Origin of the sequence: Andreprevotia lacus DSM 23236 (assembly GCF_900176275.1) — a bacterium.
In the GTDB taxonomy this organism is placed as follows: domain Bacteria; phylum Pseudomonadota; class Gammaproteobacteria; order Burkholderiales; family Chitinibacteraceae; genus Andreprevotia; species Andreprevotia lacus.
Window position 1 is genome coordinate 130,536 of the sequence record NZ_FWXD01000004.1, and the last position, 25,716, is coordinate 156,251.

17 protein-coding genes are annotated in these 25,716 nt (G+C 62.7%); 7 read left to right on the plus strand and 10 right to left on the minus strand.

Translation table 11 applies throughout. The features are described from left to right. The first annotated feature begins 54 nt into the window (after nucleotides 1-54). Nucleotides 55-729: a carbonic anhydrase family protein gene (locus B9A19_RS04795; RefSeq protein WP_084089439.1), complete on the plus strand. Its 675-nt coding sequence runs from the start codon at nucleotides 55-57 to the stop codon at nucleotides 727-729. Nucleotides 730-1,075: 346 nt separating this feature from the next. Here the strand turns inward: B9A19_RS04795 and fabI are convergent, their stop codons facing one another. From fabI to pepN, 4 genes are all read right to left on the minus strand, one after another. Further along, a complete protein-coding gene (fabI, locus tag B9A19_RS04800; protein ID WP_084089441.1) occupies nucleotides 1,076-1,855 on the minus strand; it encodes an enoyl-ACP reductase FabI in 780 nt (259 codons plus the stop codon). Further along, a complete protein-coding gene (locus B9A19_RS04805; protein ID WP_084089443.1) occupies nucleotides 1,852-3,027 on the minus strand; it encodes an acetate/propionate family kinase in 1,176 nt (391 codons plus the stop codon). The genes fabI and B9A19_RS04805 overlap by 4 nt, the downstream gene beginning before the upstream one ends. Nucleotides 3,028-3,044: 17 nt before the next feature. Further along, on the minus strand, nucleotides 3,045-5,459 hold the full coding sequence (locus B9A19_RS04810; RefSeq protein ID WP_084089445.1) for a DUF3141 domain-containing protein: 2,415 nt from the start codon (nucleotides 5,457-5,459) through the stop codon (nucleotides 3,045-3,047). 226 nt (nucleotides 5,460-5,685) lie between these two features. Next, complete coding sequence (gene pepN, locus B9A19_RS04815) at nucleotides 5,686-8,322, minus strand: aminopeptidase N (RefSeq protein ID WP_084089447.1); 2,637 nt, start codon at nucleotides 8,320-8,322, stop codon at nucleotides 5,686-5,688. Between the two features lie 195 nt (nucleotides 8,323-8,517). On the opposite strand from pepN, the gene B9A19_RS22475 reads away from it, so the two are divergent. From B9A19_RS22475 to B9A19_RS04830, 4 genes are all read left to right on the plus strand, one after another. Next, entirely contained in the window at nucleotides 8,518-8,688 is a 171-nt protein-coding gene (locus B9A19_RS22475; RefSeq protein ID WP_176216777.1) for a hypothetical protein, read from the plus strand. 170 nt (nucleotides 8,689-8,858) lie between these two features. Continuing rightward, nucleotides 8,859-10,535, plus strand: a complete 1,677-nt coding sequence (locus tag B9A19_RS04820) for a nitrite/sulfite reductase (RefSeq protein WP_084089449.1) — start codon at nucleotides 8,859-8,861, stop codon at nucleotides 10,533-10,535. Beyond that, nucleotides 10,535-11,041, plus strand: a complete 507-nt coding sequence (locus B9A19_RS04825) for a DUF934 domain-containing protein (protein WP_084089450.1) — start codon at nucleotides 10,535-10,537, stop codon at nucleotides 11,039-11,041. The genes B9A19_RS04820 and B9A19_RS04825 overlap by 1 nt, the downstream gene beginning before the upstream one ends. A 297-nt stretch (nucleotides 11,042-11,338) precedes the next feature. Further along, nucleotides 11,339-12,070: a substrate-binding periplasmic protein gene (locus tag B9A19_RS04830; protein ID WP_176216778.1), complete on the plus strand. Its 732-nt coding sequence runs from the start codon at nucleotides 11,339-11,341 to the stop codon at nucleotides 12,068-12,070. 164 nt (nucleotides 12,071-12,234) lie between these two features. On the opposite strand, the gene B9A19_RS22765 is transcribed toward B9A19_RS04830, so the two are convergent. Beyond that, on the minus strand, nucleotides 12,235-14,058 hold the full coding sequence (locus tag B9A19_RS22765) for a glycoside hydrolase family 19 protein (RefSeq protein WP_217806985.1): 1,824 nt from the start codon (nucleotides 14,056-14,058) through the stop codon (nucleotides 12,235-12,237). Nucleotides 14,059-14,762: 704 nt separating this feature from the next. Between B9A19_RS22765 and B9A19_RS23390 the strand changes: the two genes are divergently transcribed. Further along, the gene (locus tag B9A19_RS23390) at nucleotides 14,763-15,941 is read left to right on the plus strand and encodes a chitosanase (RefSeq protein WP_308418218.1); all 1,179 of its coding nucleotides are present in this window, start codon (nucleotides 14,763-14,765) and stop codon (nucleotides 15,939-15,941) included. A 53-nt stretch (nucleotides 15,942-15,994) separates the two neighbouring features. On the opposite strand, the gene B9A19_RS04860 is transcribed toward B9A19_RS23390, so the two are convergent. From B9A19_RS04860 to pflB, 5 genes are all read right to left on the minus strand, one after another. Next, the gene (locus B9A19_RS04860) at nucleotides 15,995-16,456 is read right to left on the minus strand and encodes a threonine/serine exporter family protein (protein ID WP_084089454.1); all 462 of its coding nucleotides are present in this window, start codon (nucleotides 16,454-16,456) and stop codon (nucleotides 15,995-15,997) included. Nucleotides 16,457-16,467: 11 nt separating this feature from the next. Further along, nucleotides 16,468-17,304 (minus strand): threonine/serine exporter family protein, encoded by an 837-nt coding sequence (locus B9A19_RS04865; protein ID WP_176216779.1) that lies wholly within the window; start codon nucleotides 17,302-17,304, stop codon nucleotides 16,468-16,470. 120 nt (nucleotides 17,305-17,424) lie between these two features. Beyond that, nucleotides 17,425-20,067, minus strand: a complete 2,643-nt coding sequence (gene adhE / locus B9A19_RS04870; protein ID WP_084089458.1) for a bifunctional acetaldehyde-CoA/alcohol dehydrogenase — start codon at nucleotides 20,065-20,067, stop codon at nucleotides 17,425-17,427. A gap of 115 nt (nucleotides 20,068-20,182) precedes the next feature. Then, a complete protein-coding gene (pflA, locus tag B9A19_RS04875) occupies nucleotides 20,183-20,983 on the minus strand; it encodes a pyruvate formate-lyase-activating protein (protein ID WP_084089460.1) in 801 nt (266 codons plus the stop codon). Between the two features lie 593 nt (nucleotides 20,984-21,576). Continuing rightward, nucleotides 21,577-23,835: a formate C-acetyltransferase gene (gene pflB / locus B9A19_RS04880; protein ID WP_084089462.1), complete on the minus strand. Its 2,259-nt coding sequence runs from the start codon at nucleotides 23,833-23,835 to the stop codon at nucleotides 21,577-21,579. Nucleotides 23,836-24,012: 177 nt separating this feature from the next. On the opposite strand from pflB, the gene B9A19_RS04885 reads away from it, so the two are divergent. Continuing rightward, entirely contained in the window at nucleotides 24,013-24,291 is a 279-nt protein-coding gene (locus tag B9A19_RS04885) for a hypothetical protein (protein WP_139798658.1), read from the plus strand. Nucleotides 24,292-25,716 lie beyond the last annotated feature (1,425 nt).

Consider the following 25,716-nt stretch of genomic DNA (forward strand, 5'->3'; position numbering starts at 1 on the left):
GTCATCGGTACTATCTGGCCCAACGCAATCGCTGGATAGCTGGATACGCCCACCATGAAAACGCATACCTCGGAAACCCAGGCCACCGTCACGCCGGCACTCGCGCTGCAGTTCCTCAAGGAAGGCAACGCGCGCTTCGTCAACAACCTGCGCGTCAGCCGCGATCTGTTGCAGCAAGCCAATGAAACGCGCGATGGCCAATGGCCGTTTGCCACCATCGTCAGCTGTATCGACAGCCGCACCTCGGCCGAGCTGATCTTTGATCAGGGCCTTGGGGATATCTTCTCGGTGCGTATTGCCGGTAATGTGATCAACACCGATATCCTCGGCAGCCTGGAGTTTGCCTGTAACGTGGCCGGGTCTCGGCTGATCGTGGTGCTCGGGCATTCGTCGTGCGGCGCCATCAAGGGCGCTTGCGACCACGTGCAACTGGGCAACCTGACCGAACTGCTGTCCAAAATCCAGCCCGCCGTGTACCAGGAAGGGCAAACGCTGGAGCCGGCCAAGCGCACTTCGAAGAACCCCGAGTTCGTCGAGAATGTGGCCGACCTGAACGTGCGCCATGCGGTGCGCTCGATCATCAACCGCAGCTACATCCTTGAGCACATGGTTGCCGCCGGCCAGATCGGCATCATTGGCGCCAAGCATGATCTGGCCACGGGCGAAGTCACCTTCTTTGATGACACCTGGTTGAACGACAAGGCGTCTGTGCAGGCCATGGCCGGCTAACAGGCGGTCGTTACGCTTAGAGCCGCTAACAAAACCCAGTGCAGCGGTGCTGGCAAGGCACGCGAAACGCAGACAGTACAAGGCGTACGGCCAGTGAGCGTAACGCCGCCAGCAGGGTTTTGTTAGCGGCTCTTAGCGCCTGAGGCGCAATGCTTGATTGGCAAAGGCCCGATTCGTGCCACTGACGAGCGTAGCGAGGCGCCCACGCGGCGGCGATGGCGGGGGGAGTGGCATCAAACGGATGAGCGCCGCTGCTTCACCTTCAGCAAGCGGTGAGCGCCCGGCTTTGCCGGGTGCTTGATGGCGGGTTGCGTGTAGATAACGGTTGAGCGTGCATGACAGGCGCTCAAGCCATGATGTTCACGCCGCCGTCCACATACACCGTATTGCCCGAAAGCCGGCGCGCATACGGGGTGGCGAGGTAGGCGGTGGCGAAGCCGACATCCATGATGTCGACCAGTTCGCCCAGCGGGGCGCGTTCTTGCGCTTCGCTCAACAGGAGATCAAAGTCTTTCAGGCCGGATGCGGCGCGGGTTTTCAGCGGGCCGGGCGAGATGGCGTGCACGCGTATGCCCCTGGGGCCCAGCTCGTAGGCCAGATAGCGACAGCTGGCTTCCAGCGCGGCTTTTACCGGGCCCATCAGTTGATAGCTGGGCACCACCTTTTGCGCGCCGTGGTAGCTCATGGCAAACAGCGTGCCGCCGTCGTGCATCAGCGACACGGCCCGCCGAGCCATGCGGATGAAAGAGTGGCAGGAGATATCCATGGCCATGGCAAAGCCCTCGGCACTGGATTCCAGCAGCCCGGCCTGAATATCGGCCTTGGGGGCCGAAGCAATGGCGTGCACCACGCTGTCCAGCCGGCCCCAGCGCTTGCTGATGGCGGCGAACACGGCTTCCAGCTCGCCCGGCTTGGCGACGTCCAGCGGCAGGAACAGCGCGGCGCCCACTTGCTGCGCCAGCGGCTCCACGTGCGGGCGGGCCTTGTCGTTCAGGTAGGTGATGGCCAGCTCGGCGCCCAGCTCGCGAAACGCCTGTGCACAGCCCCAGGCGATAGAATGCTCGTTGGCGATGCCGGCAATCAATACCTTGTGGCCGGCCAGCGGCAGGTGGGCGGTGGTACTCATAGCAGCTCCTTGGTATGGCGGGCGATGGCGATTTCTTCGTTGGCCGGAATCACCCATGCGCTGGCGCGACTGTCGGCGCTGCTGATGCGCGGCGCATGCTGGCGGTTGGCGGCGTCATCCAGCTGCACGCCCAGCCAGGCGGCGGACTCGCATACGCGGGCGCGGATGGCGGCGGCGTGCTCGCCAATGCCGCCGGTAAACACAACGGCATCCAGCCCGCCCAGCGCAGCAGCCAGCGAGCCCAGCTCGCGCCCTATGCGGTAACAGAACAGCTCGATGGCTTCCTGTGCATCGGGGTTGCCCGAGCTGAGCAGCACGCGCATGTCGCTGGAGATGCCCGATACCCCCAAGAGGCCCGATTCCTTGTAGAGCAGGTGTTCCAGATCACTGGGTGTCAGCTGCATTTGCTGCTGCAGATACAGCAGCACGCCGGGGTCGATGCTGCCGCTGCGCGTGCCCATGGGCAGGCCCTCCACCGCGCTGAAGCCGGTGGTGGCCGCCACGCTGCGGCCGTTGTCCAGCGCGCACATGCTGGCGCCGTTGCCCAGGTGCAGCGCCACGGTCTTGCCGTGCGCGGCGCGCTCGTCGTAGGAGGGCAGCACGTCGGCAATGTGTTCGAAAGACAGGCCGTGAAAGCCATAGCGGCGCACGCCGGCTTCCATGTATTTGCGCGGCAGCGCATACATCTGCGCGATCTTGGGCTGGCTGCGGTGGAAGGCGGTATCGAAACAGGCCACTTGCGGCAGATCGGGCAGTGCCTCGTGCACGGCCTTGATCGGCAGCAGGTTGTAGGGCTGGTGCAGCGGCGCCAGCGGGGTGAGTGCTTCCAGCTGGGGGATCAGCGCGGGCGTCACCCGCATCGGCCGCGCAAAGCGGCTGCCGCCATGCACGATGCGATGCCCCACGCCCAGCAGCCGTGTGCTGCCCAGCTGTGCGCCCAGCCAGTCGCGCAGGAAGTGCATGGCGCCCACGTGGCCGGGTGGCTTGCTGTCTGACCAGCGATGCTCATCGACCCCCGCGCCGCTGCCATCGCGTGCGATAAAGCGGGCGTGGCCGCTCAGTTCCTCGATCTGGCCCGAGAGCGTGAGGTCGAGCAAATCCTGCTCCAGCCCGAATAGTGAAAACTTCAGGCTGGAAGAACCGGCATTGATGACCAGAATCGCGTCGCTCATGAGGGCTGTCCTTGCGGCTAGGTTGGTTTCCTGGTGGGGCGTTTGCGGGGTGCGGGCGTGGCGTTTTCAGTCGTCGTAGCCTCTGCAGCATTGCTTGCAACGGCCTTGGGCGCTGCTGGCTTGCGAGCGCGCGTGGCCTTGGCTGCAGCCGGGGCCGGCGTGGGCTCAAGGTGTGCTTCCGGTGCTGGCGTGGGTTGCACCGGGTCGGGCTGTGCCGGAGTGGGCTGAAGCTGCGTGGGCTGCACCGCTGCGGTGGCGGGGTTCACGCCCAGTGCGGCGGTCACCCGGTCCAGCCGCTGCTTGAATTCATCGCGTAGTGGGCCTTGCAGCGCGGCCAGCCGGGTGATGAGGTCAACGCAGCGCTGGCGCTGTGCGGTATCGGGCAGCAGCGTGGGCAGGCTGGCCAGTGCTTCGTCTTCGTGCTGCAGGATCAGCAGCGTTTGCCGTTTTACTGCTTCCTTGAGCCGGGGCAGGGTGATTTCGCGGTCCAGCCCGGCATCGCGCAACACCTGGCGCAGCGCGTTGAACGGGCGCTCGTCCACCACCTTGGCGTTCCTGGCGCAGTACAGCAGCGCGCGCAGCTGGGCCTCGAGCGGGCTGGCGTGGCGGGCGGCTTGCAGCAACTGGTGCTCCAGCTCGATGCGCTTGAGGCGCAGCAATTCATCCTGCTGCCAGGTGCGATGCTTGCCTTCGCGATGGGGCGCGGTCAGATCAACGCCGACCAGCCGCGCCAGCCACGGTGATTGGTAGATGGACTGGAACAGTTGCTCTTGCAGCGTATCGCGCAGGTCACGGTACTGGTTGAGCGCATCTTCGATCGCATCCGAGCTGCGGGCTTCGCTGCGCAGCAGCGGGTTGTCCGCACCGATATTGCGGCGCTGGCGGCGTACCGCATCGGCCAGCGGCTTGATTGCCGCCACGGCCGGGTTGAGGTCGGAGAAGAACAGCCGTTCCTGCCGCGCCGGGTTGGCCAGGCGCAGCCATGCCGCTGTCTGGCTGTTGCTGGCGGCGCGCACCCACAGCGAGATAAAGGTGTCGTACAGGCGCTGGTTAGCCTCGGCCACGCGCTTGACTACTTCGAACGCGGCTTCGTCATCGCGGCCATCGTCCAGCGCCAGAATGTCGGCCACCTCGCGCGCTTCAAAGCGCACCAGATAGCGGCCGTCTACATACTCGTGGCCCAGCATGTCGGGCTGGGTATCGGTGATCACCGCCTCGTATACCCCCGGTGGCAGCACGTCGATCAGGTCCAGCGTAAAGGCCAGTTGCTCGTGCTCTTTGCGCGCCACGCCGCCCGATACAAAGATGCCCAGGTGCCCCACGCTCTGATGCAGGCAATACACAATGGTCTGGCCGTGTGCGCGGATGTCGGCCACGCTGCCGTACAGGTCGGGTATCCAGTTCAACGCCTGTTGCGGCGGGGTGATGTTGTCGCCCCACGAGGCAAACACGATGATGGGCGAGCGGATATTGCGCAGGTCGAGGCGGATGTCGCCTTTCTGGTCGGTGATCTCGCCGGCAGACAGCCGGTTGCCGATGAACAGATTCTGCACGATCCAGTCGATCTCGGCGCGGTTCAGGCGGAAATGCCCGCCCCACCAGCGCTCGAACTCCAGAAAGCGCTCGCGCTCGGTATCCACGTTGGCATACAGATTGTAGAGCTTGCCCCAATACGTGTTGGCAGGATTGAGCTGCTCGAAATTGTTGACCAGATAGGTGCCGTCAAACTCGCCGTTGCCCAGATCACTGGCGAACGATGCCGCCCACGAGCCACCCAGCAGGCCGCCGGCGTAGCGCATCGGGTTTTTGCCTTCCACGCCGGCCCAGTAAGAGATCGGCGCGCCGGCCAGCAGGATGGGGCCGACCGTATCGGGCGCGGCCGAGGCCAGCATGGCCAATGCCCAGCCCCCCTGGCAATTGCCGATCACGAAGGGCTTGCCGTCAGCATGCGGGTGGCGGCGGTTTACTTCGTCCAGAAAGGCTTTTTCCGCGCGGGCAACGGCTTCTATGGTCTGGCCCGGCACGGGTTGCGGCGAGAAAATCAGGAAGTAACACGGGTGACCCGAGCGCAGCGCAATGCCGATTTCGCTGTCGAACTTGAAGCCACCGATGCCGGGGCCGTGGCCGGCGCGCGGGTCGATGACCACAAAGGGGCGCTTGTGTGCTTCGGTGGCAGGGAAGTCGGCGGGTGGAATAATGCGGGCCAGCGCATAGTTGGCCGGCTGCGGCAGCGTGCGGCCATCCAGCAGCACTTCGTAGTCGAACACCAGTACCGGTGGCTTGCCCTCGCGGGCGTGGTCCAGATAGATGTTGCCGCGCTCGCGCAGCACATCGACGAACAGTATGCTGCGCTGCCATGCATCGAGCCAGTAATCGGCCCACGACGACAGCGAGGCGGGAATGGCAGAAACGACCGACGACGTGGACAGCATGGCACTTCCTCCGCATACCGGGTTTGCCGTCCATTATATGCATATCGTGCTGCGGCGCAGCATGAAATCTTGCCACTGTTTTACGGCAAAACGACAGCCACGCCCACCTGCTGTCGGCATGGGGTCAGCAGGTACTGCGTGTGCATGGCATGGGCAAACAAAAACCCGGGCTGGCCGGGTTTTTGTGGTTGCGGGCGCATCACGACGGTGAATGCGCTTGGGGCTTTCAGACCGCCAGTGCCTTGCTCACGATCTCGAAGGTGTCGGGCGACAGCCCTGCCACGGCGGCAATGCGCTCCAGCTCGCCCTTCATCATGGCGCGGCGGGCCGGTTCCAGCTTGGTCCAGCGGTTGAAGCAGCTGGCCATGCGCGCGGCAATCTGCGGGTTGATGGCATCCAGCTCGATGATGCGGTCGGCGGCAAAGGCATAGCCATAGCCGTCGGCGGCGTGGAAGTGCTGCGGGTTGCGCAGGCAGAAGGCGCCGATCAGCGCGCGCACCTTGTTGGGGTTCTTCAGCGAGAACGCCGGGTGCTGCATCAGCGCCTCGACGCGCGACAGTGCGCCGGCACGGCTGCTGGTGGCGGCGAGGGCGAACCACTTGTCCATCACCAGTGCATCGTCCTGCCACACGTTGCCGAAGTCGGCCAGGAAGGGCTCGCCGTCGTCGCGCTGGGTGAGCGCGGCCAGCGCGGCCAGGCGGTCGGTCATGTTGTCGGCACGGCGGTACTGGTTGGCCAGCAGCTCGGCAATCATCGGCTCGTCCAGCTCGGCCAGATAGTCGAGGCAGACATTCTTCAGGCTGCGGCGCGCCACGGCATCGCCATCATAGTGATAGGCGCTACCGTCGTTCAGGCGCTGGTAGATGGCGAGGAAGAGGGCGCGCAGCTCGCGGGCCAGTGTTTCCTTCACGGTCTGGCGGGCCTGATGCACGCGGCCGGGATCGACTTCGTTCAATGCCTCGAACAGCGCGTTTTCGGATGGCAGCTCCAGCATCAGCGCCACCAGGGCCGGGTCGAGCTGCTCGTTGGCCAGCAGCTTGGCAAAGGCGTCGATGAATTGCTGCGGCACTTCGGCGGCTTCGTCGCGGCCCAGCGCGTGGTAGGCGTTGCGCAGCAGGTTGCCGGCGTAGGTGTTGGCGGCTTCCCAGCGCGCGAAGGCGTCGTTGTCGTTGGCCATCAGGAACACCAGCTCGTCGTCTGTGTAGGCGTAGTTCAGCCGCACCGGGGCCGAGAAATCGCGCAGCAGCGATGGCACCGGCTGGCAGGGCATATCGACGAAGGTGAAGGTTTCCACCGCGTTACGCAGTGCCAGCACGCGGCTGCCGCCGGTGGCGACGGTTTCGCCGCTCAGGCGCAGCGGCAGTTCCTGGCCACGGCGGTCGAGCAGGCCCACGGTCAGCGGCAGGTGCAGCGGCAGCTTGTCCGGCTGGCCCGGTGTGGCGGGGGTGTGTTGCTTGACGGTCAGCGTCCAGGTGCGTGCGGTATCGTCGTAAACGCCTTCCACGTCCAGCACCGGCGTGCCGGCTTGCTTGTACCACAGGCCGAATTGTTCCAGATCGACACCATTGGCATCGGCCATGGCGGCGCGGAAGTCGTCACAGGTGACCGCCTGGCCATCGTGGCGCTTGAAGTACAGGTCCATGCCCTTGCGGAAGCCGTCGCGGCCCAGCAGGGTGGCATACATGCGCACCACCTCGGCACCTTTCTCGTACACCGTCCAGGTATAGAAATTGTTGATTTCCAGATATTCATCCGGGCGGATCGGGTGGGCTTGCGGGCCGGAGTCTTCGGCAAACTGCGCCTCGCGCAGGCTGCGCACGTTCTGGATGCGCTGCACGGCGCGGCTGCCCAGATCGCTGCTGAACTCCTGATCGCGGTAAACGGTCAGCCCTTCTTTCAGGCTGAGCTGGAACCAGTCGCGGCAGGTCACGCGGTTGCCGGTCCAGTTGTGGAAGTATTCGTGCGCCACCACCGAATCGATGCCGTCGAAATCGGCATCGGTGGCGGTATCGGGGCGCGCCAGCACGTATTTGGTGTTGAAGACGTTGAGGCCCTTGTTCTCCATCGCGCCCATATTGAAGTCGCTGGTGGCGACGATCATGTAGGCATCCAGATCGTATTCAAGGCCGAAGCGTTCTTCATCCCAGCGCATGGCTTTCTTGGCGGCGGCCATGGCATGGTGGCATTTGTCGAGGTTGCCCGGCTCGACATGGATTTCCAGCGCCACATTGCGGCCCGATGCGGTGACGAAGGTATCGGTCAGCGCCACGAAGCGGCCGGCCACCAGCGCAAACAGGTAGGCCGGCTTGCGGAACGGGTCGACCCACTTCACCCAGTGGCGACCCTTGTCGCTGTTGCCGCTGCCCACGCGGTTGCCGTTGGACAGTAGCACCGGGTAGCGCGCTTTGTCGGCAATGATGGTGGTGGTGAACTTGGCCATCACGTCCGGGCGATCCAGATAATACGTAATGCGGCGGAAGCCCTCGGCCTCGCACTGGGTGATGAAGTTGCCGTTGGATGCATACAGTCCGGACAGCGCGGTATTGGCTGCCGGGTCGATGCGGGTGCAGATTTCCAGGATGGCGGTGTCGGCAATCGCCGGCAGGGTGATGTCGCGCTCGCTAAGCGTGTATTGCTCGGGGGAGAGCAGTGCGCCGTCCAGCTTGACGGCTTCCAGCGTCAGTTCCTCGCCATGCAGCACCAGCGGCGTGCCTTCGGCAGTATCGGCATTGCGCTTGACCACCAGCCGCGACAGCACGCGGGTGCTGTGTTCATCCAGCTCGAAGGTCAGATCGACACGATCGATCAGATAAGCGGGTGCGGTGTAGTCGAGACGGCGAATGGCAGAGCGGGAAGCGGTCATTATGAGGCCAGCAGAAGATGACGGGCGAGGTAAGCCGCTATTGTGCCGCAAAGTGCCCGCCGTGGCATGTCGGAGATTCCCCGATGTGGCACAGGTCGCCGCCGTGCTGCCATCCGTCGGCGACAGGCACCGGGTGGGTGAACTGTGGCATGCCGGCGGGCGTCCCATGCCTTACACCGTCTGCAGGAGCACGCCATGAGCAAGCATGAGTTGCAACAGCGTTTGATCCAGCCGCCCAACCGGCTGGTGCATGCCCGGCTGATCGGCCTGCGGCGCGTGCATCGCGTCGATGTGCCGCTGCAAAAGCCGTTCGACCACGACACCGGCCAGCTCTACGACCCGGGCAATCATCGCAAGGCTGATTGAGCGGGCTGGCAGTGTTCGCCAGTGCCGGCACACCGCTGCGCCGGCAGGGGGTGGTGTTGCTTCGCTCATCAGTTCTGGCGATATAAATATGAAAAATGATTTGTTTTATAGATAACGGCGGGCTGTTAGAATACTGGCCATTGTGACCTCAGTGTGACCGGTAAACCCCGATGTACGTTTACGACGAAATCGACCAGCAGATCGTGGATGCGCGTGTGGCGCAGTTCCGTGACCAGACCCGCCGCTACCTCGCCGGTGAACTCACCGAAGACGAATTCCGCCCGCTGCGCCTGCAGAACGGCCTGTACATACAGCGCCATGCGCCCATGCTGCGTGTGGCCATTCCGTACGGCGAGCTGCACAGCCGCCAGATTCGCGTGCTGGCCGAGGTTGCCCGCAAGTACGACCGCGATTACGCCCACTTCACCACGCGCCAGAACATCCAGTACAACTGGCCGGCGCTGGAAAACGTGCCGCAAATCCTGGCCGATCTGGCCACGGTGCAGATGCACGCGGTGCAAACTTCGGGCAACTGCATCCGCAATACCACCAGCGACCAGTTTGCCGGCGTGGCGCACGATGAAATCATCGACCCGCGCCCGTGGTGCGAAATCATTCGCCAGTGGAGCACCTTCCACCCGGAATTTGCCCACTTGCCGCGCAAGTTCAAGATTGCCGTCAATGGTGCAGCCGAAGATCGCTCGGCCATCCTGGTGCACGACATTGGCGTGAACGTGGTGCGCAACGAAGCGGGTGAAACCGGCTTCCAGGTGTATGTCGGCGGTGGTCTGGGCCGTACGCCCATCATCGGCGCACTGATCAAGCCCTTCCTGCCCAAGGAACACCTGCTGTCCTACTTCGACGCCGTACTGCGTGTGTATAACCGCTACGGTCGTCGCGACAACAAATACAAGGCGCGCATCAAGATCCTGGTGAAGGCGATGACGCCGGAAGCCTTTGCCGCCAAGGTTGAAGAAGAATGGGCTTTCCTGAAGGATGGTCCGCAAACACTGACCCAGGCCGAAATCGACCGTGTGGCTGCGTTCTTTGTCGATCCGGCTTATGAAGCGCTGCCGGGCGACGATGCCGCATTCCTGGCCGCCAAGGCCAGCAACCCGGCGTTTGCGCGCTGGGTGGAGCGCAATGTATTCGGCCACAAGAAGCCGGGCTACGCCTGTGTGACCTTGTCGCTGAAGGCACGCGGCATTGCGCCGGGCGATGCCAGCGACAAGCAACTGGACGACGTGGCCGATCTGGCCGACAAATTCAGCTTCAGCGAAGTACGCGTCTCGCACGACCAGAACCTGATCCTGCCGTATGTGAAGCAAGCCGATCTGTTCGCGGTGTGGGAAGAAGCCAAGCGCATCGGCTTTGCCACGCCTAACGTGGGCCTGCTCACCGACGTGATCTGCTGCCCCGGCGGCGATTTCTGCTCGCTGGCCAATGCCAAGTCCATTCCCATCGCGCTGGCGATCGAAGAGCGTTTCGACAACCTCGATTACCTGCACGATCTGGGTGAGATTGAGCTCAATATGTCCGGCTGCATGAACGCCTGCGGTCACCACCATATCGGCAATATCGGCATCCTTGGCGTCGATAAAAACGGCTCCGAGTGGTACCAGGTGTCGCTGGGCGGTCGCCAGGGCGATGCTGCATCCATTGGCAAGGTGATTGGACCGTCGTTCGCGCAGGACGACATGCCGGATGTGATCGAGAAGATCATCAACGTCTTCGTGGAAAACCGCCACGGCGACGAGCGCTTTATCGAAGTGTTCGACCGCATCGGCATGGACCCGTTCAAGGCCAAGGTTTACCCGGGCAAGGTTGTCGCCAAGGAGGCCGTGTAATGAGCCAGATCATCGTTGATCGCCAGATCGTGGAAGACAGCACCCAGCTGCTGCGCCTGAATGAAGACGGCAGCTTTGCCGATGTGCCGGCCACCGGCCCGGTGCTGGTGCCGCTCAAGCAGTATCTGGCGCAGAAGGAAGCACTCAGGGCGCGTGGCGACGTGGGCGTGTGGTTTGCCCCGGACGACGAGCCGGAAGACCTCGGTGCCGACGCGCAAGCGCTGGCGGTGATCGCCGTCGAATTCCCGGCGTTTACCGACGGCCGTGGTTTCTCGATTGGCCGCCTGCTGCGCGAGCGCTACGGCTATACCGGCCAGCTGCGTGCCTTCGGCGATGTGTTCAAGGACACAATCAATTATCTGTATCGCTGTGGTTTCAATGCCTTTGCCGTGCGTGCCGACAAGGATATCGCCGAAGCTGCCAAGGGTCTGGACGACTTTACCGAGTTCTATCAGGCCAGCGTACAGCAACCGGTGCCGCTGTTCCGCCGCCGCACACTGGCTTGAGTTGTCAGTTGCATCCCGCCAGTTCGGCGAGGATGCAGACTGATCCCGCCAGATAGACCGCCCTCAGGGGCGGTTTTTATTTTCTGACTAATTTGGTCAGTAAAATACTTTCAGTCTATATCAAAGCCGAAACCAAACTTCTTGTGCAAAACCAGTGCTGGCGCCGTTTGCCTGCGTGTCAAGCCTGGATGTGGCGGCAGGGCAGTTGTTGCATCGCAACAGAAAGCGCAAATATTCATCTTCGCGTTTTAAACGCTTTATACTCGCGATTCCTTTTCCTTACGGATGGCGCGGGAAGTGGTCAAACTGGCGAAATGCTCGCTGATGCTGATGGCGCTGGGCTGTTTTGAAGTGGCGGGGGCCGGCACGCTGCGTTTTTCTGTCACCGAATCATGGAGCATGCCGCTGGGGCGCTTCGTGCAGGGGCGCCTGGTCGAGGGCATCATGTTTGACCTGATGCAGGCGATTGCCCAAAACGCCGGCAGCAAGCCCGAATTCGTCGTCTTGCCGCGCAAGCGCATTGATGCTGCGTTCCAGCAGAACCTGGCCGACGTGCGTTGCTATGTCAGCCGCAACTGGGTGGCCAAGCCGGACAGCTATCTGTGGAGCGGGCCACTGTTCAGCAACGAAGACCTCATCGTGAGCTTCCAGCAACGCAAGCCCGTGCCAACGCTGTCGTCGTTCAACGGTGCGCATGTCGGTACGGTGCTGGGCTATGTCTATCCGCCGCTGGACGAGGCGTTTGCTTCGGGCGCGCTGGTGCGCGACGATGCCGCCGATGAGCTGACTGCGGCGCGCAAGGCCAAGTACGGCCGCACCGATCTGGTCATCATGCACCGCCTGATGATGGACTGGCTGCGCAAGGTCGAGCCGCTGCCCGCCATCACCATCATTTATCCGGTACAGCGCTTCGACGTCGAATGCGGCGTGAGCAAGCGCAGCCAGCTGGACCCGCTGCAGGTACAGGGCGCCATCGAGAGCCTGCGCCGCAGCGGCGAGATCGAGCGCATCCTGCAGCGCTACCGGTGATGGCCGGGCGCTGATCCGGCTACCGCAGCGCTTGCGGGCGCTACCTGCATGGCGTTCTGCCTGGCGCAGGCAGCAAAAAGGGCGTCCGAAGACGCCCGCAAGGTCGGTATACCCAACTACACGACACCGATGATGCGCCGGGGCGTGCGCCCCGGCTGCATGTGTTACTTCAGGGTGATGCCCCAGTTGTCCTGCACGCACTTCACGTAGTTGCCTTCCATCAGCGCGTTGTACGGGGTCTGGTAGCTCACCAGCTGGCACTGGTTGTCGCCGCCGACGTTCCAGTTCTTTTCCCAGTAGATGTTGTAGGCGGCCGAGCTGCCGGCGTCGAAACGCTTCATGGTGGCGCAGCTCAGTTGCTCCTTGCTGTAGTCCCAGCCCAGATCGGCAGCAAACTGCTTGTAGTAGTCGATGCGGTTCTGCGCTGCCTGCTTCTCGGTCCCCAGTCCGCACTCGGCGTTGATGATCTGGATCGTCGTGGCAAAGTTGTTGCCGGCACCGTTGGCAACGTCCACCTGGTTCGGTACCCAGGTGCCGTCGATCACTTGCAGCATGGACGGCTTGGGCGGTTGCGGGTAGACGAAGAAGAACGTGGCCGAGGCCAGGTTCAGCCAGGTGCTGGCCACCAGGTCCGGGTTGTTCAGCAGCACGAACTGGTCACCGTTGTTCATGGCTTGCGAGAACGGGCCGTAGTTGTAGTTGTACGACAGCTGCTTGGCGCCACGGCCGAAGTACTTTTTCCACGAACCGTCGGCGTTCTTGCCGCAGGTCCATACCTTGTTGAACACCGGATCGGCGCATTCTGTGTTGTAACCGCAGCCGGCGCCGGTTTCGTCGCAACCCATTTCACGCAGATACTTCAGGCCCTGACGCCATTGCGGGGTGGCAATGTTGGCGTTGTGGTCACCGGTTTCCTGGGCAAAGTGCGCGAACATGGTGGCGAGCGAGTGACGGCAGATGGCGTCGGCATCGCGGCCATCCTTGTAGTCATCGCACACGGCCGGGAACTTGGCCACGGCTTGCAGGAAGCGCTGGTAGCTGTAGCTGGTGTCGCGGATTTCGAAGTAGTAGTTCCACTTCGCTTCCGGCAGCAGGCGTTCAACGCGCTTCACGTTGATCGGGTTGGCGGTATTGCCCGCTGCAACCTTCTCGACGTCTGCATTCGGCAGCGTGCGGATGGTGGCCTTGATGCTGCGGAAGAAATCGTTGTTGGTCAGCTCGGCTTCGCGGGCCAGTGCCTGTTGCAGCGTGGGCGGGCCGGAAGGCACCGGGGTAGTGGTCGGAACCGGCGTGCCGCCGATGCCACCCGTGCCACCGTTGCTGCAGCTGCCTGCATCAACCCATACGCCGCCTTGGGACGGGTCATTGCCCTGTGTCCACCACTTGGCGGTGTAGTTGTGACCTTGGTAGCTGGCGCTGTTGCCGCCGTTGTAAATGGCACCGGCGCTCCAGGCCGTTGCACACGGCGTACCGCTCGGGGTGCCGGTGGGTGTTGCTGTCGGGGCGGTGGTCGGCGCAGTCGTGGGGACCGGGGTAGCGGTCGGCACCGGGGTGCTGGTCGGCTTGGGTGTGGCGGTCGGTGCGGTGGTCGGCACCGGCGTGGATGTCGGAGCGACGGTGGGCTTGCTGGTCGGCACCGGGGTAGCGGTGGGGACGGGCGTGCTCGTCGGCTTGGTCGTCGGAACCGGAGTTGCCGTCGGCTTGCTGGTCGGAACCGGTGTCGCGGTGGGCGCGGTGGTGGGCTTGGTGGTCGGTGTCGGCGTCGGGCTGGCGGTGCCTACCACTTTCCACAGTGTCGGCGTGCCGGCGGGGTTCCAGTTGGCGCCCACGTAGGCGGTGTGCGTGACCAGCGCCTGATAGGTGCTGCCGTTGTAGTCAACTTGCGTGCCGGCGGTGTAGGTGCTGCCTTCCTGCCAGGTCGGGGCGGCGTATGCGCTGGCTGCAAGCAGCCCTGCCGCGAGCCACAGGGCGAACGGTTTCTTCGACATTTCCTTCTCCATCATCCTTGTTTTTACGCCCGGGTGGACACTCCGCGCGTTGTAAGGCGGATGGTGGACGAGTGCTTACAGTTCGTCAAACGGTTTGTGTGACAAAAATCGTTAAGAATCAATAATATATGAATATATTCTAATGTTGCGGTGCGCGAAGGTGCACTGGCCAAAACCGCCATGAAACCAAAATGGTGCATGAATTCAGGGGCTTAACTTGCCGGTTTTTGACTTGGTATGTTTTCAAAACGGACACATTGCGGCTATCCCTGATCTGCTGTTTTTTGCTCAAATCTGGCCGGATTTAGACAAAAAATTCGGCGCGCTGCGTTCTTGCATGTGCGTGAGCCGATGCATGCGGGCGGCCCTCGCAGGCGCATGGCGCCGCAGTAAAAGTGCCGCCGATCACGCTGCGCACGAGGATTACCGGGCGCGGAGTTGGCACACCAGCCCAGGAGTCCCCCTCATTGCCGCCACAAACCACGCGTGGCCGTGAAAAGAAAAGCGACCATCTTTTAGTCTTAATATATTGATTATTAAATGATTTATTGCTGATTCTTGCCGTGGCCGTGAAACGCATCGTTGCGGGGGCTGGGCGCTGCGCCCTGCGCGCGCAAAGATGGGCGCAGCGTTGCCGGTGCCTCATGGCCTGGCGGCGCTTTTCATAACCAAAAATCCGGGCGAACACCCAGGATGGAGAATTCATGATGAAGAAGCGTACATCCCGCACGCTGCAATCGCTGCTGGGCCTCGTGCTGGGCTGCGGCCTGCTGGCCAGCGTGGCTATGGCCGCGCCGACCTGGCAGGAAGGCAATACCTATACTGCCGGCACGGTCGTGACCTATAACGGCCAGGACTACAAGGCGCTGGTCACCCATACCGCCTATGTCGGCGCTAACTGGAACCCGGCGGCTACCCCGAGCCTGTGGTCGCCGCAGGGCACCAGCAGTGCTACGCCGGTGCCAACCTTGGCCCCGACCGTGACCCCGCGCCCGACCACGGCCCCGACAAGCAAGCCCACCACCGCGCCGACGGCCACCCCCAAGCCCAGCGCAACACCGGTGCCGACCAGCACCCCGGCCACGCCGACGCCGCGCCCCACTGCCACTCCAGTGCCGGCAACACCGACGCCGCGCCCGACCTCGACGCCGGTGCCGGTTACCCCGACACCCAAGCCGAGCAGCGTGGGCCTGGATGACCCGGCCAAGAAGGAAATCGCCATGCAGCTGGTCTCCAGCGCCGAGAATTCGTCGCTGAACTGGCGCGCCCAGTACAGCTATATCGAGGATATCGGTGATGGCCGCGGCTATACCGCCGGCATCATCGGTTTCTGCTCGGGCACCGGCGACATGCTGGAGCTGGTCGACGCCTACACCAACCAGTATCCGGGCAATGTGCTGGCCAAATACCTGCCGGCACTGCGTTCGGTGAACAACAGTGCATCACACGCCGGTCTGGACCCGAACTTCACCAAGGACTGGAAAACCGCAGCTGCCGATCCGCACTTCCAGAGCGCGCAGGACTACGAGCGCGACACCGTCTACTTCAACCCGGCCGTGCAACTGGCCAAGCAGGACGGCCTGCACGCACTGGGCCAGTTCGCCTACTACGACGCTGCCGTGGTGCACGGCTTCGACGGCCTGCAGAGCGTGCGCAAGGCAGCCCTGAAGAAAGCATCGACGCCGACGCAGGGCGGGGCGGAAGTGACCTATCTGCAAGCCTTTCTCGACGCCCGCGTGGTGGAAATGAAGAAGGAAGCGGCGCATGAGGATGTCAGCCGCATCGAAACCGCACAGCGCGTGTTCCTGAACAACGGCAATCTGGACCTGAATACGCCGCTGTACTGGAAGGTGTACGGGGATTCGTACCAGATCCTGCAATAAGTACGGTTAGGCAAAGCGTGCGGATTGCCTTCCGCACGCTTTGTCATCTCGGCTCACCCCGCCTTGCCGAGATGGGGTCGCAGCAGCAGCGGTGCCGCAATGCCAAAGCTCAGCGCCAGCAAAATCATCGCCGCCTTCACCGCGCTGATGCCCGCGGTGGCAATCAGCGCTGCACCGTTGCCGTCGGCCGGCAGCACGGCAATGCCCAGCAATGCCTGCACCGATTCATACATGAACTTGCCCGGCACCAGCGGAATGGCGGCGCTGATGGCGTAAATGGCGGGTGGGTCGCCCTGCCGGCCGGCCCACAGATCGGCCAGCAGACCGATGACAACGGCGGCGATCAGGGTGCCGAGCACCACGTCGCCATGCAGGGCCAGCACACCGCTACGGGCGGCATGGCCGATGATGGCCAGTATGCCGCAAGCCACGATGGTGCGTGGCGGTACATTGAACAGTAGGGCAAAGCCCAGTGCGGCCGGTGCGGCCCAGAGTTCGGTCAACCAGTGCATCATGCCTCCTTGGCCTACAAGCCGATCATGCGCAGCGCCAGGCTCATACCCAGCGCGATGCCGAATACCACCACCGCACTCAGCGTCAGCCGCACCATGCCGTTCAGGTAGTTGGCGTTCAACAGGTCGCTGGCGGCATTGATCAACGGCACGCCGGGAATCAAGAACAGCACCGATGCAGCCAGCGCCGCACTGGGCGTGGCGCTCAGGCCGCGCAGCGCGCCGGTCAGCAATAGCGCCACAAAGCTGGCCACGGTGGCAAACACCGCCGGGCTGAAGTGGCGCCGCGCCAGCCAGGTTTTCACCGCGCTGCCGCAGGCCGCGCCCAGCGTGGTGATGGCGATGGCCACCGGGTCGCCGCCGAACAGCGCGGCAAAGCCGCCGCAGGCCAGCCCCACCATACCGACCACCAATGGCAGCGGGTAATGCGGGCAGGGGGTAGCCAGTGCCGCCAGTGCGTCCTCTGCGCCGGCCAGCGTCAGGGCATGGTCTTCCAGCTGGCGCACCCAGCGCGTCAGCGCGCACAGCAGCGCAAAATCGGCCCCCAGATGCGGTGCCTTGCGCATGGCGGTTTCGCTCTGATTGCCCACCGTGATGGTGATGCCCACATTGGTGGACGAAATCAGCACGTCCACGCGCTCTGCCCCCAGGCAGCGGGCCACACGCTGCATCAGCAGCGAGGTGGCATGCGTGGCCGAGCCGGATTGGTGCGCCAGCAGGCCGGCTTGCAGCGCCAGATTGAGCACGCGCGACAATGCCATGCTGGCGGTGGCTTCGATGGCCGGCGGGGCGGGGCAGGGGCTGGGGGCCGGGGTCAGGTCATTCGGGACAGGCGGGGCGAGCCGGTTCATGGTGTCCTTGTGTGGCGGCATATTCGGCGACCGGAAGCCGGTGCGCTGCGCGCAGCAGCCAGAGCGGCCGATTTCCGGGCGTGCAATTGAAAACCCCCGGTCAGGGCCGGGGGTGTAGGGTCAGGCCTCGGTCTTGGTATCGACCTGTGCTTCGGCTCGCTCGTAGGCTTCCTGATACGGCCGGCCGTAGTAGCTGTCCAGCAGCAGTTGCTTGAGTTCGCTGATCAGCGGGAAGCGCGGGTTGGCGCCGGTGCACTGGTCGTCAAACGCTTCCACTGCCAACTGGTCGATCCGGTCGAGGAACTCGTGCTCCGGCACGCCGGCCTCGCGGATCGACGCCGGGATGCCCAGTGTGGCCTTGAGGTCATCCACCCAGGCAATCAGGCTGGCTACGCCTTGCTCGTTGTTTTTGGCCGGCAGGCCAAGGTGGCGGGCAATTTCGGCATAGCGGCACTTGGCCTGCGGTCGGTCATACTGGCTGAACGAGGTCTGCTTGGTCGGAATGTCCGCCGCGTTGTAACGGATGACATTGCTGATCAGCAGCGCGTTGGCCAGGCCGTGTGCCAGATGAAACTCGGCACCGATCTTGTGCGCCATGCTGTGGCACACGCCGAGGAAGGCATTGGCAAACGCAATGCCGGCAATGGTGGCTGCATTGTGCACTGCCTCGCGGGCATGCGGGTCACGCGCGCCGTTCAGGTAGGCCGACGGCAGATGCTGCTTGAGCATGTTCAGCGCCTGCAGGGCCTGCGCGTCGGAATACTCGTTCGCCATCACCGACACATACGCTTCCAGCCCGTGGGTGACTGCGTCGATGCCACCGAAGGCGGTCAGCCCCTTGGGCATGTCCATCACCAGGTTGGGGTCGACAATGGCAATGTCCGGGGTCAGCTCGTAGTCGGCAATCGGGTACTTGATGCCGGTCACTTCATCGGTCACTACCGCAAACGGCGTCACTTCCGAGCCAGTGCCCGAGGTGGTGGGAATTGCCACCAGGCTGGCCTTTTGCCCCATCTTGGGGAAGCGGTAGATGCGCTTGCGGATGTCCATGAAGCGCAGTGCCAGTTCCTGGAAGTGCACGTCCGGGTGCTCGTACATCACCCACATGATCTTGGCCGCATCCATCGGGCTGCCGCCGCCGAGCGCGATGATCACGTCCGGCTTGAAGGCGTTGAGCACGCGCACGCCTTCGCGCACCACGGCCAGCGTCGGGTCGGCCTCGACACCGTAGAACACGTCCACTTCCAGCCCCAGCTTTTTCAGCACGCGGATGGTCTCATCGCAATAGCCGTTCTCGAACAGATAACGACCCGTCACGATGACGGCACGGCGCTTGTCGGCCAGCTCTTCCAGCGCAAACGGCAGACTGCCGCGACGGAAGTAGATGCTCTTGGGCAGCTTGTGCCACAGCATGTTCTCGGCACGCTTGGCGACGGTTTTCTTGTTGATCAAGTGTTGTGGCCCCACGTTTTCCGAAATCGAGTTGCCGCCCCACGAGCCGCAGCCCAGGGTGAGCGACGGTGCCAGCGCAAAGTTGTACAGGTCACCGATGCCGCCCTGGCTGGACGGCGTATTGATCAGGATGCGCGCGGTCTTCATGCGTTCGCCAAAGTAGCGCACGCGGTCTTCGCGCAGGTCCTGGTCGGTATAGAGTGCGGCGGTGTGGCCGATGCCACCCAGCGTGACCAGCGCCTCGGCCAGCTCGACCGCGTGCTTGAAATCACGCGCGCGATACATGCCAAGGGTGGGGCTGAGCTTCTCGTGCGCAAAGGCTTCGTCGTTGCTGACCTCGTTCACCTCGCCGATCAGCACCTTGGTGTAGGGCGGTACCTTGATGCCGGCCATGGTGGCGATCTGGGTCGCGCTCTGGCCGACGATGGCGCTGTTCAGCCCGCCGTTCACCAAGATCACCTCGCTGACGGCCTTGCGCTCCGCCGCATTGAGCACATAGCCGCCCGCGCCGATGAAGCGGTCGCGCACGGCCTTGTAAATGCTGTCCACCACGATCACGGCCTGCTCGGAGGCACATACCACGCCGTTGTCGAAGGTCTTGGACATCAGGATGGATGCCACCGCGCGCTTGATGTCGGCGGTTTCGTCGATCACCGCCGGCGTGTTGCCGGCGCCGACGCCAATGGCCGGCTTGCCGCTGGAATAGGCTGCATGCACCATGCCCGGGCCGCCAGTAGCGAGGATCAGGTTGATGTCCGGATGGCGCATCAGCTGCTCGGACAGCGCAACCGATGGTTCGTCAATCCAGCCGATGATGTCGGCCGGGGCGCCGGCCTTGACGGCGGCTTCCAGGATCAGCCGGGCTGCCTCGCAGGTGGCGCGTCTGGCGCGCGGGTGCGGGCTGAAAATGATGCCGTTGCGGGTCTTGAGGGCGATCAGCGCCTTGAAGATGGCGGTGGAGGTCGGGTTGGTGGTCGGCACGATGCCGCAGATCAGGCCCACCGGTTCGGCGATGGTGATGGTGCCGAAGGCATCATCCTCGCTCAGCACGCCGCAGGTCTTGTCGTCCTTATACTTGTTGTAGATGTACTCGGAGGCAAAGTGGTTTTTCACTACCTTGTCTTCCAGCACGCCCATGCCGGTTTCCTCGACCGCCAGCTGCGCCAGCGGGATGCGCGCATCGGCGGCGGCAAAGGCCGCACAGCGGAAGATTTCATCGACCTGCGCTTGGGTGTAGCTGGCAAATACCGCCTGTGCTGCCTTGACTCGCGCTACAAGGGCGTCGAGTTCCTGTGTGGTTTTCGTAGCCATTTCGGTTTCTCCAGTGGTCCGCGTTCAGGCTCAGATTAAGGCCGCAGCGGGGTAGCGGGGTTGATCCACATCAAGCGTTGGGGTGGTACTTGTGCCAATGCTTTGTTGCACTGCATCAGCAGCAATTGAGGCCGTGGTCGCGGAAGATCTGCCGTGCGGACTCGGTGGCTTGCGGCGTGGGCACCGGAGTGGCGGATAGCTGGTAATCCAGCCCCAGCGCCTGCCATTTCGGCTCGCCCATCTTGTGGAAGGGCAATACCTCCACGCGTTCGATCAGGCCCGGGCCGCGCTCGGCCAGTCCTTGGGCATAACGCGCCAGCGCGGCAATGTCGGCCGGGTCGTCGGTCAGGCCGGGCACCAGCACATAGCGCAGCCACATCGGCTTGTGCAGCCGGATCAGCCGCTCGGCAAAGTCCAGCGTGGGCTGCAGCGGCTTGCCGGTGATGTGCAGGTACTTGGCCGGGTCGATGTGCTTGATATCGAGCAGCACCAGATCGACCGGGTCGAACCAGTCATCCGGCAGGTGGCCGGCCAGAAAGCCCTGCGTATCCAGCGCGGTATGCAGGCCGTAGCGCTGCTTGGCGCGGTAGAACACCTCGCGCACGAAATGCGCCTGCATCAGCGGTTCGCCGCCGGAGATGGTCAGTCCGCCGGTGAGTTTGAGAAAACCGGCGTAGCGGCCGATCTGGTCCACCAGCTCGTCGGCCGGGCGGGGCTCGCCGTTGTGCAGTTTCCAGGTGTCGGGGTTGTGGCAATACAGGCAGCGGAACTGGCAGCCGGCCATGAAGGCGACAAAGCGTACGCCGGGGCCGTCGACGGCAGCGCCGGTTTCCACGGAATGGACAAAGCCGCACAGCTGACCGGCTTCATTGACCACGGCCGGGGCGATTTCGCCCGGCGCAGGGGTAATCGACATGCAAGTTCTCCTTCGCCCTGTGCCGTGTCCGGTGCCGGGCCGTGTTGCCAGTGATGACCGGTTCCACGGCCGGGCCGGGAACACTGCGTGCGCTCGTTGTCGCAACGCTGCTATGGGCGCCCCCTGCACGCAGGTGCGCCGGGGTACGCCGTTGGGCGTGCAGAGGGAAAAGGTGGCGCCGGTGACGCCCTCCAACGCACCGACGCCGCACGCCATCCGGCGTGCAGGGTGAAACGGGTGGCGCCGGCGACACTCCCCCGAGGACGCCGGCGCCGCATGCCGGGTGGGCATGCAAGGTAAAACAGGTGGCCCCTGGTGCAATCGGAAGTACCGGGGCCGCATGCCGGTTGGGCATGCAAGGGTGAAACTGACTAGCCACGTGTCGTTTGGTGATTGTGACGCGGCGCTAATTTTAGAAGCCTGATCCGTGCCGCTTGCGAGCGTCAGCGAGGCCCCCTCGCGGCGGCGAGGGCAGGGGGGGCCAAACAGGTAGAGCCGGAGCCTCCCCTGCCAACGCTGGTTGGAACCCGGCTTGGCCGGGTTCTTGATACCGGTTCCAACGCCCTCGACGGCAGCCATGTTCTCCCGAGGCGCTAGGCGTGCACGTGGAAAGTACGGTTGATCACATCCAGCTGCTGTTCGCGGCTGAGCTTGATGAAGTTCACGGCATAGCCGGACACGCGTATGGTCAGTTGCGGATACTTCTCAGGGTGATCCATGGCATCCAGCAGCGTTTCACGGTTCAACACGTTCACATTGATGTGGAAACCCGTGGCGTTGCAGAAACCGTCCAGGCAGTTGGCCAGATTGTTTACCCGGTCGCTCAGCGTGTGGCCCAGCGCGTCCGGCGTGGCCGATGCGGTCCAACTGATGCCATCCAGCGCGGCGTCGTAGGGCAGCTTGGCCACCGAGGCACCGGCGGCGACAAAGCCTTCGTGGTCGCGGCCGTTCATCGGGTTGGCGCCCGGTGCAAACGGGGTACCGGCGCGGCGGCCGTCCGGCGTATTGCCGGTTTTCTTGCCGTACACCACGTTGGAGGTGATGGTCAGCACCGATTGCGTCGGCATGGCGTTGCGATAGGTCGGGTTCTTGCGGATCTTGCTCATGAAGGTTTCAGTCAACCACACGGCGATGCTGTCCACGCGGTCATCGTTATTGCCGTAGGCCGGATAATCGCCATCAATCTGGAAGTCCACGGCGATGCCGGCTTCGTTGCGGATGACCTTGACCTTGGCGTACTTGATGGCCGACAGCGAATCGGCCGCCACCGACAGGCCGGCAATGCCGCAGGCCATGGTGCGCAGGATGTCGCGGTCGTGCAGCGCCATTTCGATGCGCTCGTAGGCATACTTGTCGTGCATGTAGTGAATGGCGTTGAGTGCCTTCACATAGGTTTGCGCCAGCCAGTCCATCATGCGCTCGAAGCGTGCCACCACGGTATCGTAGTCGAGATAATCGCCGGCAATCGGCTCAAACCCCGGTACCACACGCTTGCCGGTTTTTTCGTCCACGCCGCCGTTGATGGCGTACAGCAGCGCCTTGGCCAGATTGCAGCGTGCGCCGAAGAACTGCATCTGCTTGCCGATTTCCATGGCCGACACGCAGCAGGCAATGCCGTAGTCATCACCCCAGTGCGGGCGCATCAGGTCGTCCGATTCATACTGGATCGAGCTGGTTTCGATCGACACGCGCGCGCAGAAATCCTTGAAGCCGCGCGGCAGCTCGGGCGACCACAGCACGGTCAGGTTGGGTTCGGGCGCGGGGCCAAGATTGAACAGGGTATTGAGGAAGCGGAAGCTGCTCTTGCTCACCAGCGTACGGCCATCCTTGCCCATGCCGCCGATGGATTCGGTCACCCAGGTCGGGTCGCCCGAATACAGGCTGTTGTATTCCTCGGTGCGCAAGAAACGCACGATGCGCAGCTTGATCACCAGATCGTCGACCAGCTCTTGCGCTTCGCGCTCGGTCAGCTTGCCGGCGCGCAGGTCGCGCTCGATATAGATATCGAGGAAGGTAGACACCCGACCCAGCGACATGGCCGCGCCGTTTTGCTCCTTCACCGCCGCCAGATAGCCGAAGTAGACCCACTGCACCGCTTCCTGCGCGGTGACCGCCGGGCGGCCGATGTCATGGCCGTAGGCGGTGGCCATCTGCTTGAGTTCACTCAGCGCGCGGATCTGCTCGGATAATTCCTCGCGCAGGCGCAGCACGTCTTCGGTGAAATCGAGATCGTCGGTCTCGGCCTTTTCCTGTTCCTTGTAGGCCATCAGCGCATCGACGCCATACAGCGCCACGCGACGATAGTCGCCGATGATGCGGCCACGGCCATAGGCATCGGGCAGGCCGGTAATGATGCCGGACGAGCGGCAGGCGCGGATCAGCGGGTTGTAGACGTCGAACACGCCGCTGTTGTGATCCTTGCGGTAATAGCTGTAGATTTCCTCGATCTGCGTATCGAGCTTGCGGCCGATTTCACGCAGCGAGGCTTGCACCATGCGCAGGCCGGTATTGGGGAAGATGGCGCGCTTGAGCGGTGCATCGGTCTGCACGCCGACGATCTTTTCCAGATTGCGGTCGATATAGCCCGGACCAAAGGCGATGATGCCGGTGCCGCGATCGGCAGCCACATCCAGCACGCCGCCGGGAGCGGCGCGCTCCTGTGTCAGCAATTCGGACAGCTTGGCCCACAGCGCGGTAGTGCGTTCGGTTGCGCCGGCCAGGAAGCTGGCGTCACCGGTATATGGGGTGTAGTTGCGCTGGATGAAATCGCGCACGGCAACCTTGTGTTGCCAATCCCCCGGCAGGAAGCCCTGCCAGGCCTCGTGATGCAACTGCAGTAGCGGTGCGTTCATGTGGGTTCTCCAGCGAATCTATTGGTGTAGCGCTAGGTTACGACCAACCCGCTTGTAAGAACTTGGCGCAGATCAAGCTTGGCGATTGCCTTGCCTGTGCAAATTGCCAAAGGAAACGAGCGCGTGCACTACCGGGCGGCGCTTTTCTGGTAGCGTCGGGGCATTGGCCTACGAATAATGCACCTCGTGAAAATCATCCTCTCCAGCCTTCTTTTGCTGACGACCATGCACTGCCTGGCAGTGAGCTATGACCTGAGTGATCACACGCCTGCTGGCGCCAGGGTGCAGACGTTTCATATCCGGTGCGCAAACGGCCAGTTTGGCGAGATACGCCACGATCCGGATGATCACGACCAGGAATACTGTGCATTCCAGCAACGCGGCGGCAACAAGCGCAAATGCGGTACGGCTGCGGATTTCCCGCTGGAGCGTGCAGCCATTTTCCTTTGCCAGTAATGAGCGCGGATACGGCTTGCACAGTCATGCACAAACAACGGGGATGGTCATGTGTACTGCCTGTGAATAAATCAGCCAAGATGCTGATGCCACAGGGAATTTCTGGCCTGCCAAAAATATGATCAACCGGCCGAAATCGGCCTGTAAACCGCGTCGTTACTGAGTGCAGCGTATGCATGGCATTGTTCTGCACCCATGCACATTTGCCGGGGATGGCGCTGTGAGCATGCTGTGGATAACGTCATCAAGTAATTGAAGATAAGGGTGATTTTTGATCTGCCTAAAAACGGGGCAGGCACCTTTGGGTTGCCGCATCATGCTCGGGCTTGCAGCACAATGTGCATGCGGCGGGTAATCAATGCACAGCCGGCGTGGAAGGGTATGTGCAAACCCTGTGGATGGCGAGGCCAAGTTGCTGAATCGGCAACAATATTCCGGCCTGCCTGAAAAATGAGCGGCACGGGTTTGCGGTGCCGGGCAAGCTTTACCAGGCAAGCCCCGCATGCGTGTGGATGTTTTTCACATTCATGCACACGCAACGGGGATGGCTATGTGCACACCCTGTGGATGATGTGGCCAAGTAGTTGAAATATTTGGCATATTCCATGCTGACTATAAAACGGGCAATGCAGCTGTCGGGGGCTGTCGCAAGCATTGCAGGGTGATATCACTGCGTTGCAGCCGCACTTTTTGCACATCCATGTACACCTAACGGGGATGGGTATGTGCACACCCTGTGGACGACGATGCCAAGTGTTTGAAATGGCAAACATATTTTATGCTGCCCAAAAAATGGGCAAGCAAGGTAGCGGGAGCGCCAGGGTGATGTTCGCTGCAGCCGGGGCGCTTTTGCACATTCATGCACATGCAGCGGGGATGGTCATGTGTACACCCTGTGGATGACACGGCCAAGTGATTGAAGTGGCAGACATATTTATCGCTGACTAAAAAGTGGGCATTGCGGCTTGCCAAGCCCGCCGCAGGTGCAACAAGCCGGCGCTGGCTGCTGCCAGCGGCGTTTTGCACAGTCATGCACATGCAGCGGGGATGGTCGTGTGCAAACCCTGTGGATGATGCGGCCAAGCCATTGATATGGCAGCAATATCCTGGCCTGATTAAAAAACGGGCAATACTGTTTTGAGTACGGTGGACAGGGCGGCAAGAGGTGCGCAGCCGGCTTGACAGGCATTTTCCCCAATCATGCACATGCAACGGGGATGCCTATGTGTACACGCTGTGCATAAGCCGCTCAAGTTATTGATCTGGCTGGCCTATTTTTATCCGCTCAAAAAATGAGCAGCGCGCAACTGATGCTGTGCCCATGCCCGGCGGGCGCCGCCGCGTATCTGATTTCTGTCTTTTTGCTGTCTTATTATTGACCTCGTATGGCATGATGCTGCGCAATCAGACTTCCCATTTTCTTTG

Coding starts and splice junctions, on each gene's coding strand:
- B9A19_RS04795 (WP_084089439.1), top strand. CDS start 55: ATGAAAACGCATACCTCGGAAACCCAGGCCACCGTCACGCCGGCACTC.
- fabI (WP_084089441.1), bottom strand. CDS start 1,855: ATGAGTACCACCGCCCACCTGCCGCTGGCCGGCCACAAGGTATTGATT.
- B9A19_RS04805 (WP_084089443.1), bottom strand. CDS start 3,027: ATGAGCGACGCGATTCTGGTCATCAATGCCGGTTCTTCCAGCCTGAAG.
- B9A19_RS04810 (WP_084089445.1), bottom strand. CDS start 5,459: ATGCTGTCCACGTCGTCGGTCGTTTCTGCCATTCCCGCCTCGCTGTCG.
- pepN (WP_084089447.1), bottom strand. CDS start 8,322: ATGACCGCTTCCCGCTCTGCCATTCGCCGTCTCGACTACACCGCACCC.
- B9A19_RS22475 (WP_176216777.1), top strand. CDS start 8,518: ATGAGCAAGCATGAGTTGCAACAGCGTTTGATCCAGCCGCCCAACCGG.
- B9A19_RS04820 (WP_084089449.1), top strand. CDS start 8,859: ATGTACGTTTACGACGAAATCGACCAGCAGATCGTGGATGCGCGTGTG.
- B9A19_RS04825 (WP_084089450.1), top strand. CDS start 10,535: ATGAGCCAGATCATCGTTGATCGCCAGATCGTGGAAGACAGCACCCAG.
- B9A19_RS22765 (WP_217806985.1), bottom strand. CDS start 14,058: ATGTCGAAGAAACCGTTCGCCCTGTGGCTCGCGGCAGGGCTGCTTGCA.
- B9A19_RS23390 (WP_308418218.1), top strand. CDS start 14,763: ATGATGAAGAAGCGTACATCCCGCACGCTGCAATCGCTGCTGGGCCTC.
- B9A19_RS04860 (WP_084089454.1), bottom strand. CDS start 16,456: ATGATGCACTGGTTGACCGAACTCTGGGCCGCACCGGCCGCACTGGGC.
- B9A19_RS04865 (WP_176216779.1), bottom strand. CDS start 17,304: ATGAACCGGCTCGCCCCGCCTGTCCCGAATGACCTGACCCCGGCCCCC.
- adhE (WP_084089458.1), bottom strand. CDS start 20,067: ATGGCTACGAAAACCACACAGGAACTCGACGCCCTTGTAGCGCGAGTC.
- pflA (WP_084089460.1), bottom strand. CDS start 20,983: ATGTCGATTACCCCTGCGCCGGGCGAAATCGCCCCGGCCGTGGTCAAT.
- pflB (WP_084089462.1), bottom strand. CDS start 23,835: ATGAACGCACCGCTACTGCAGTTGCATCACGAGGCCTGGCAGGGCTTC.
- B9A19_RS04885 (WP_139798658.1), top strand. CDS start 24,013: ATGCACCTCGTGAAAATCATCCTCTCCAGCCTTCTTTTGCTGACGACC.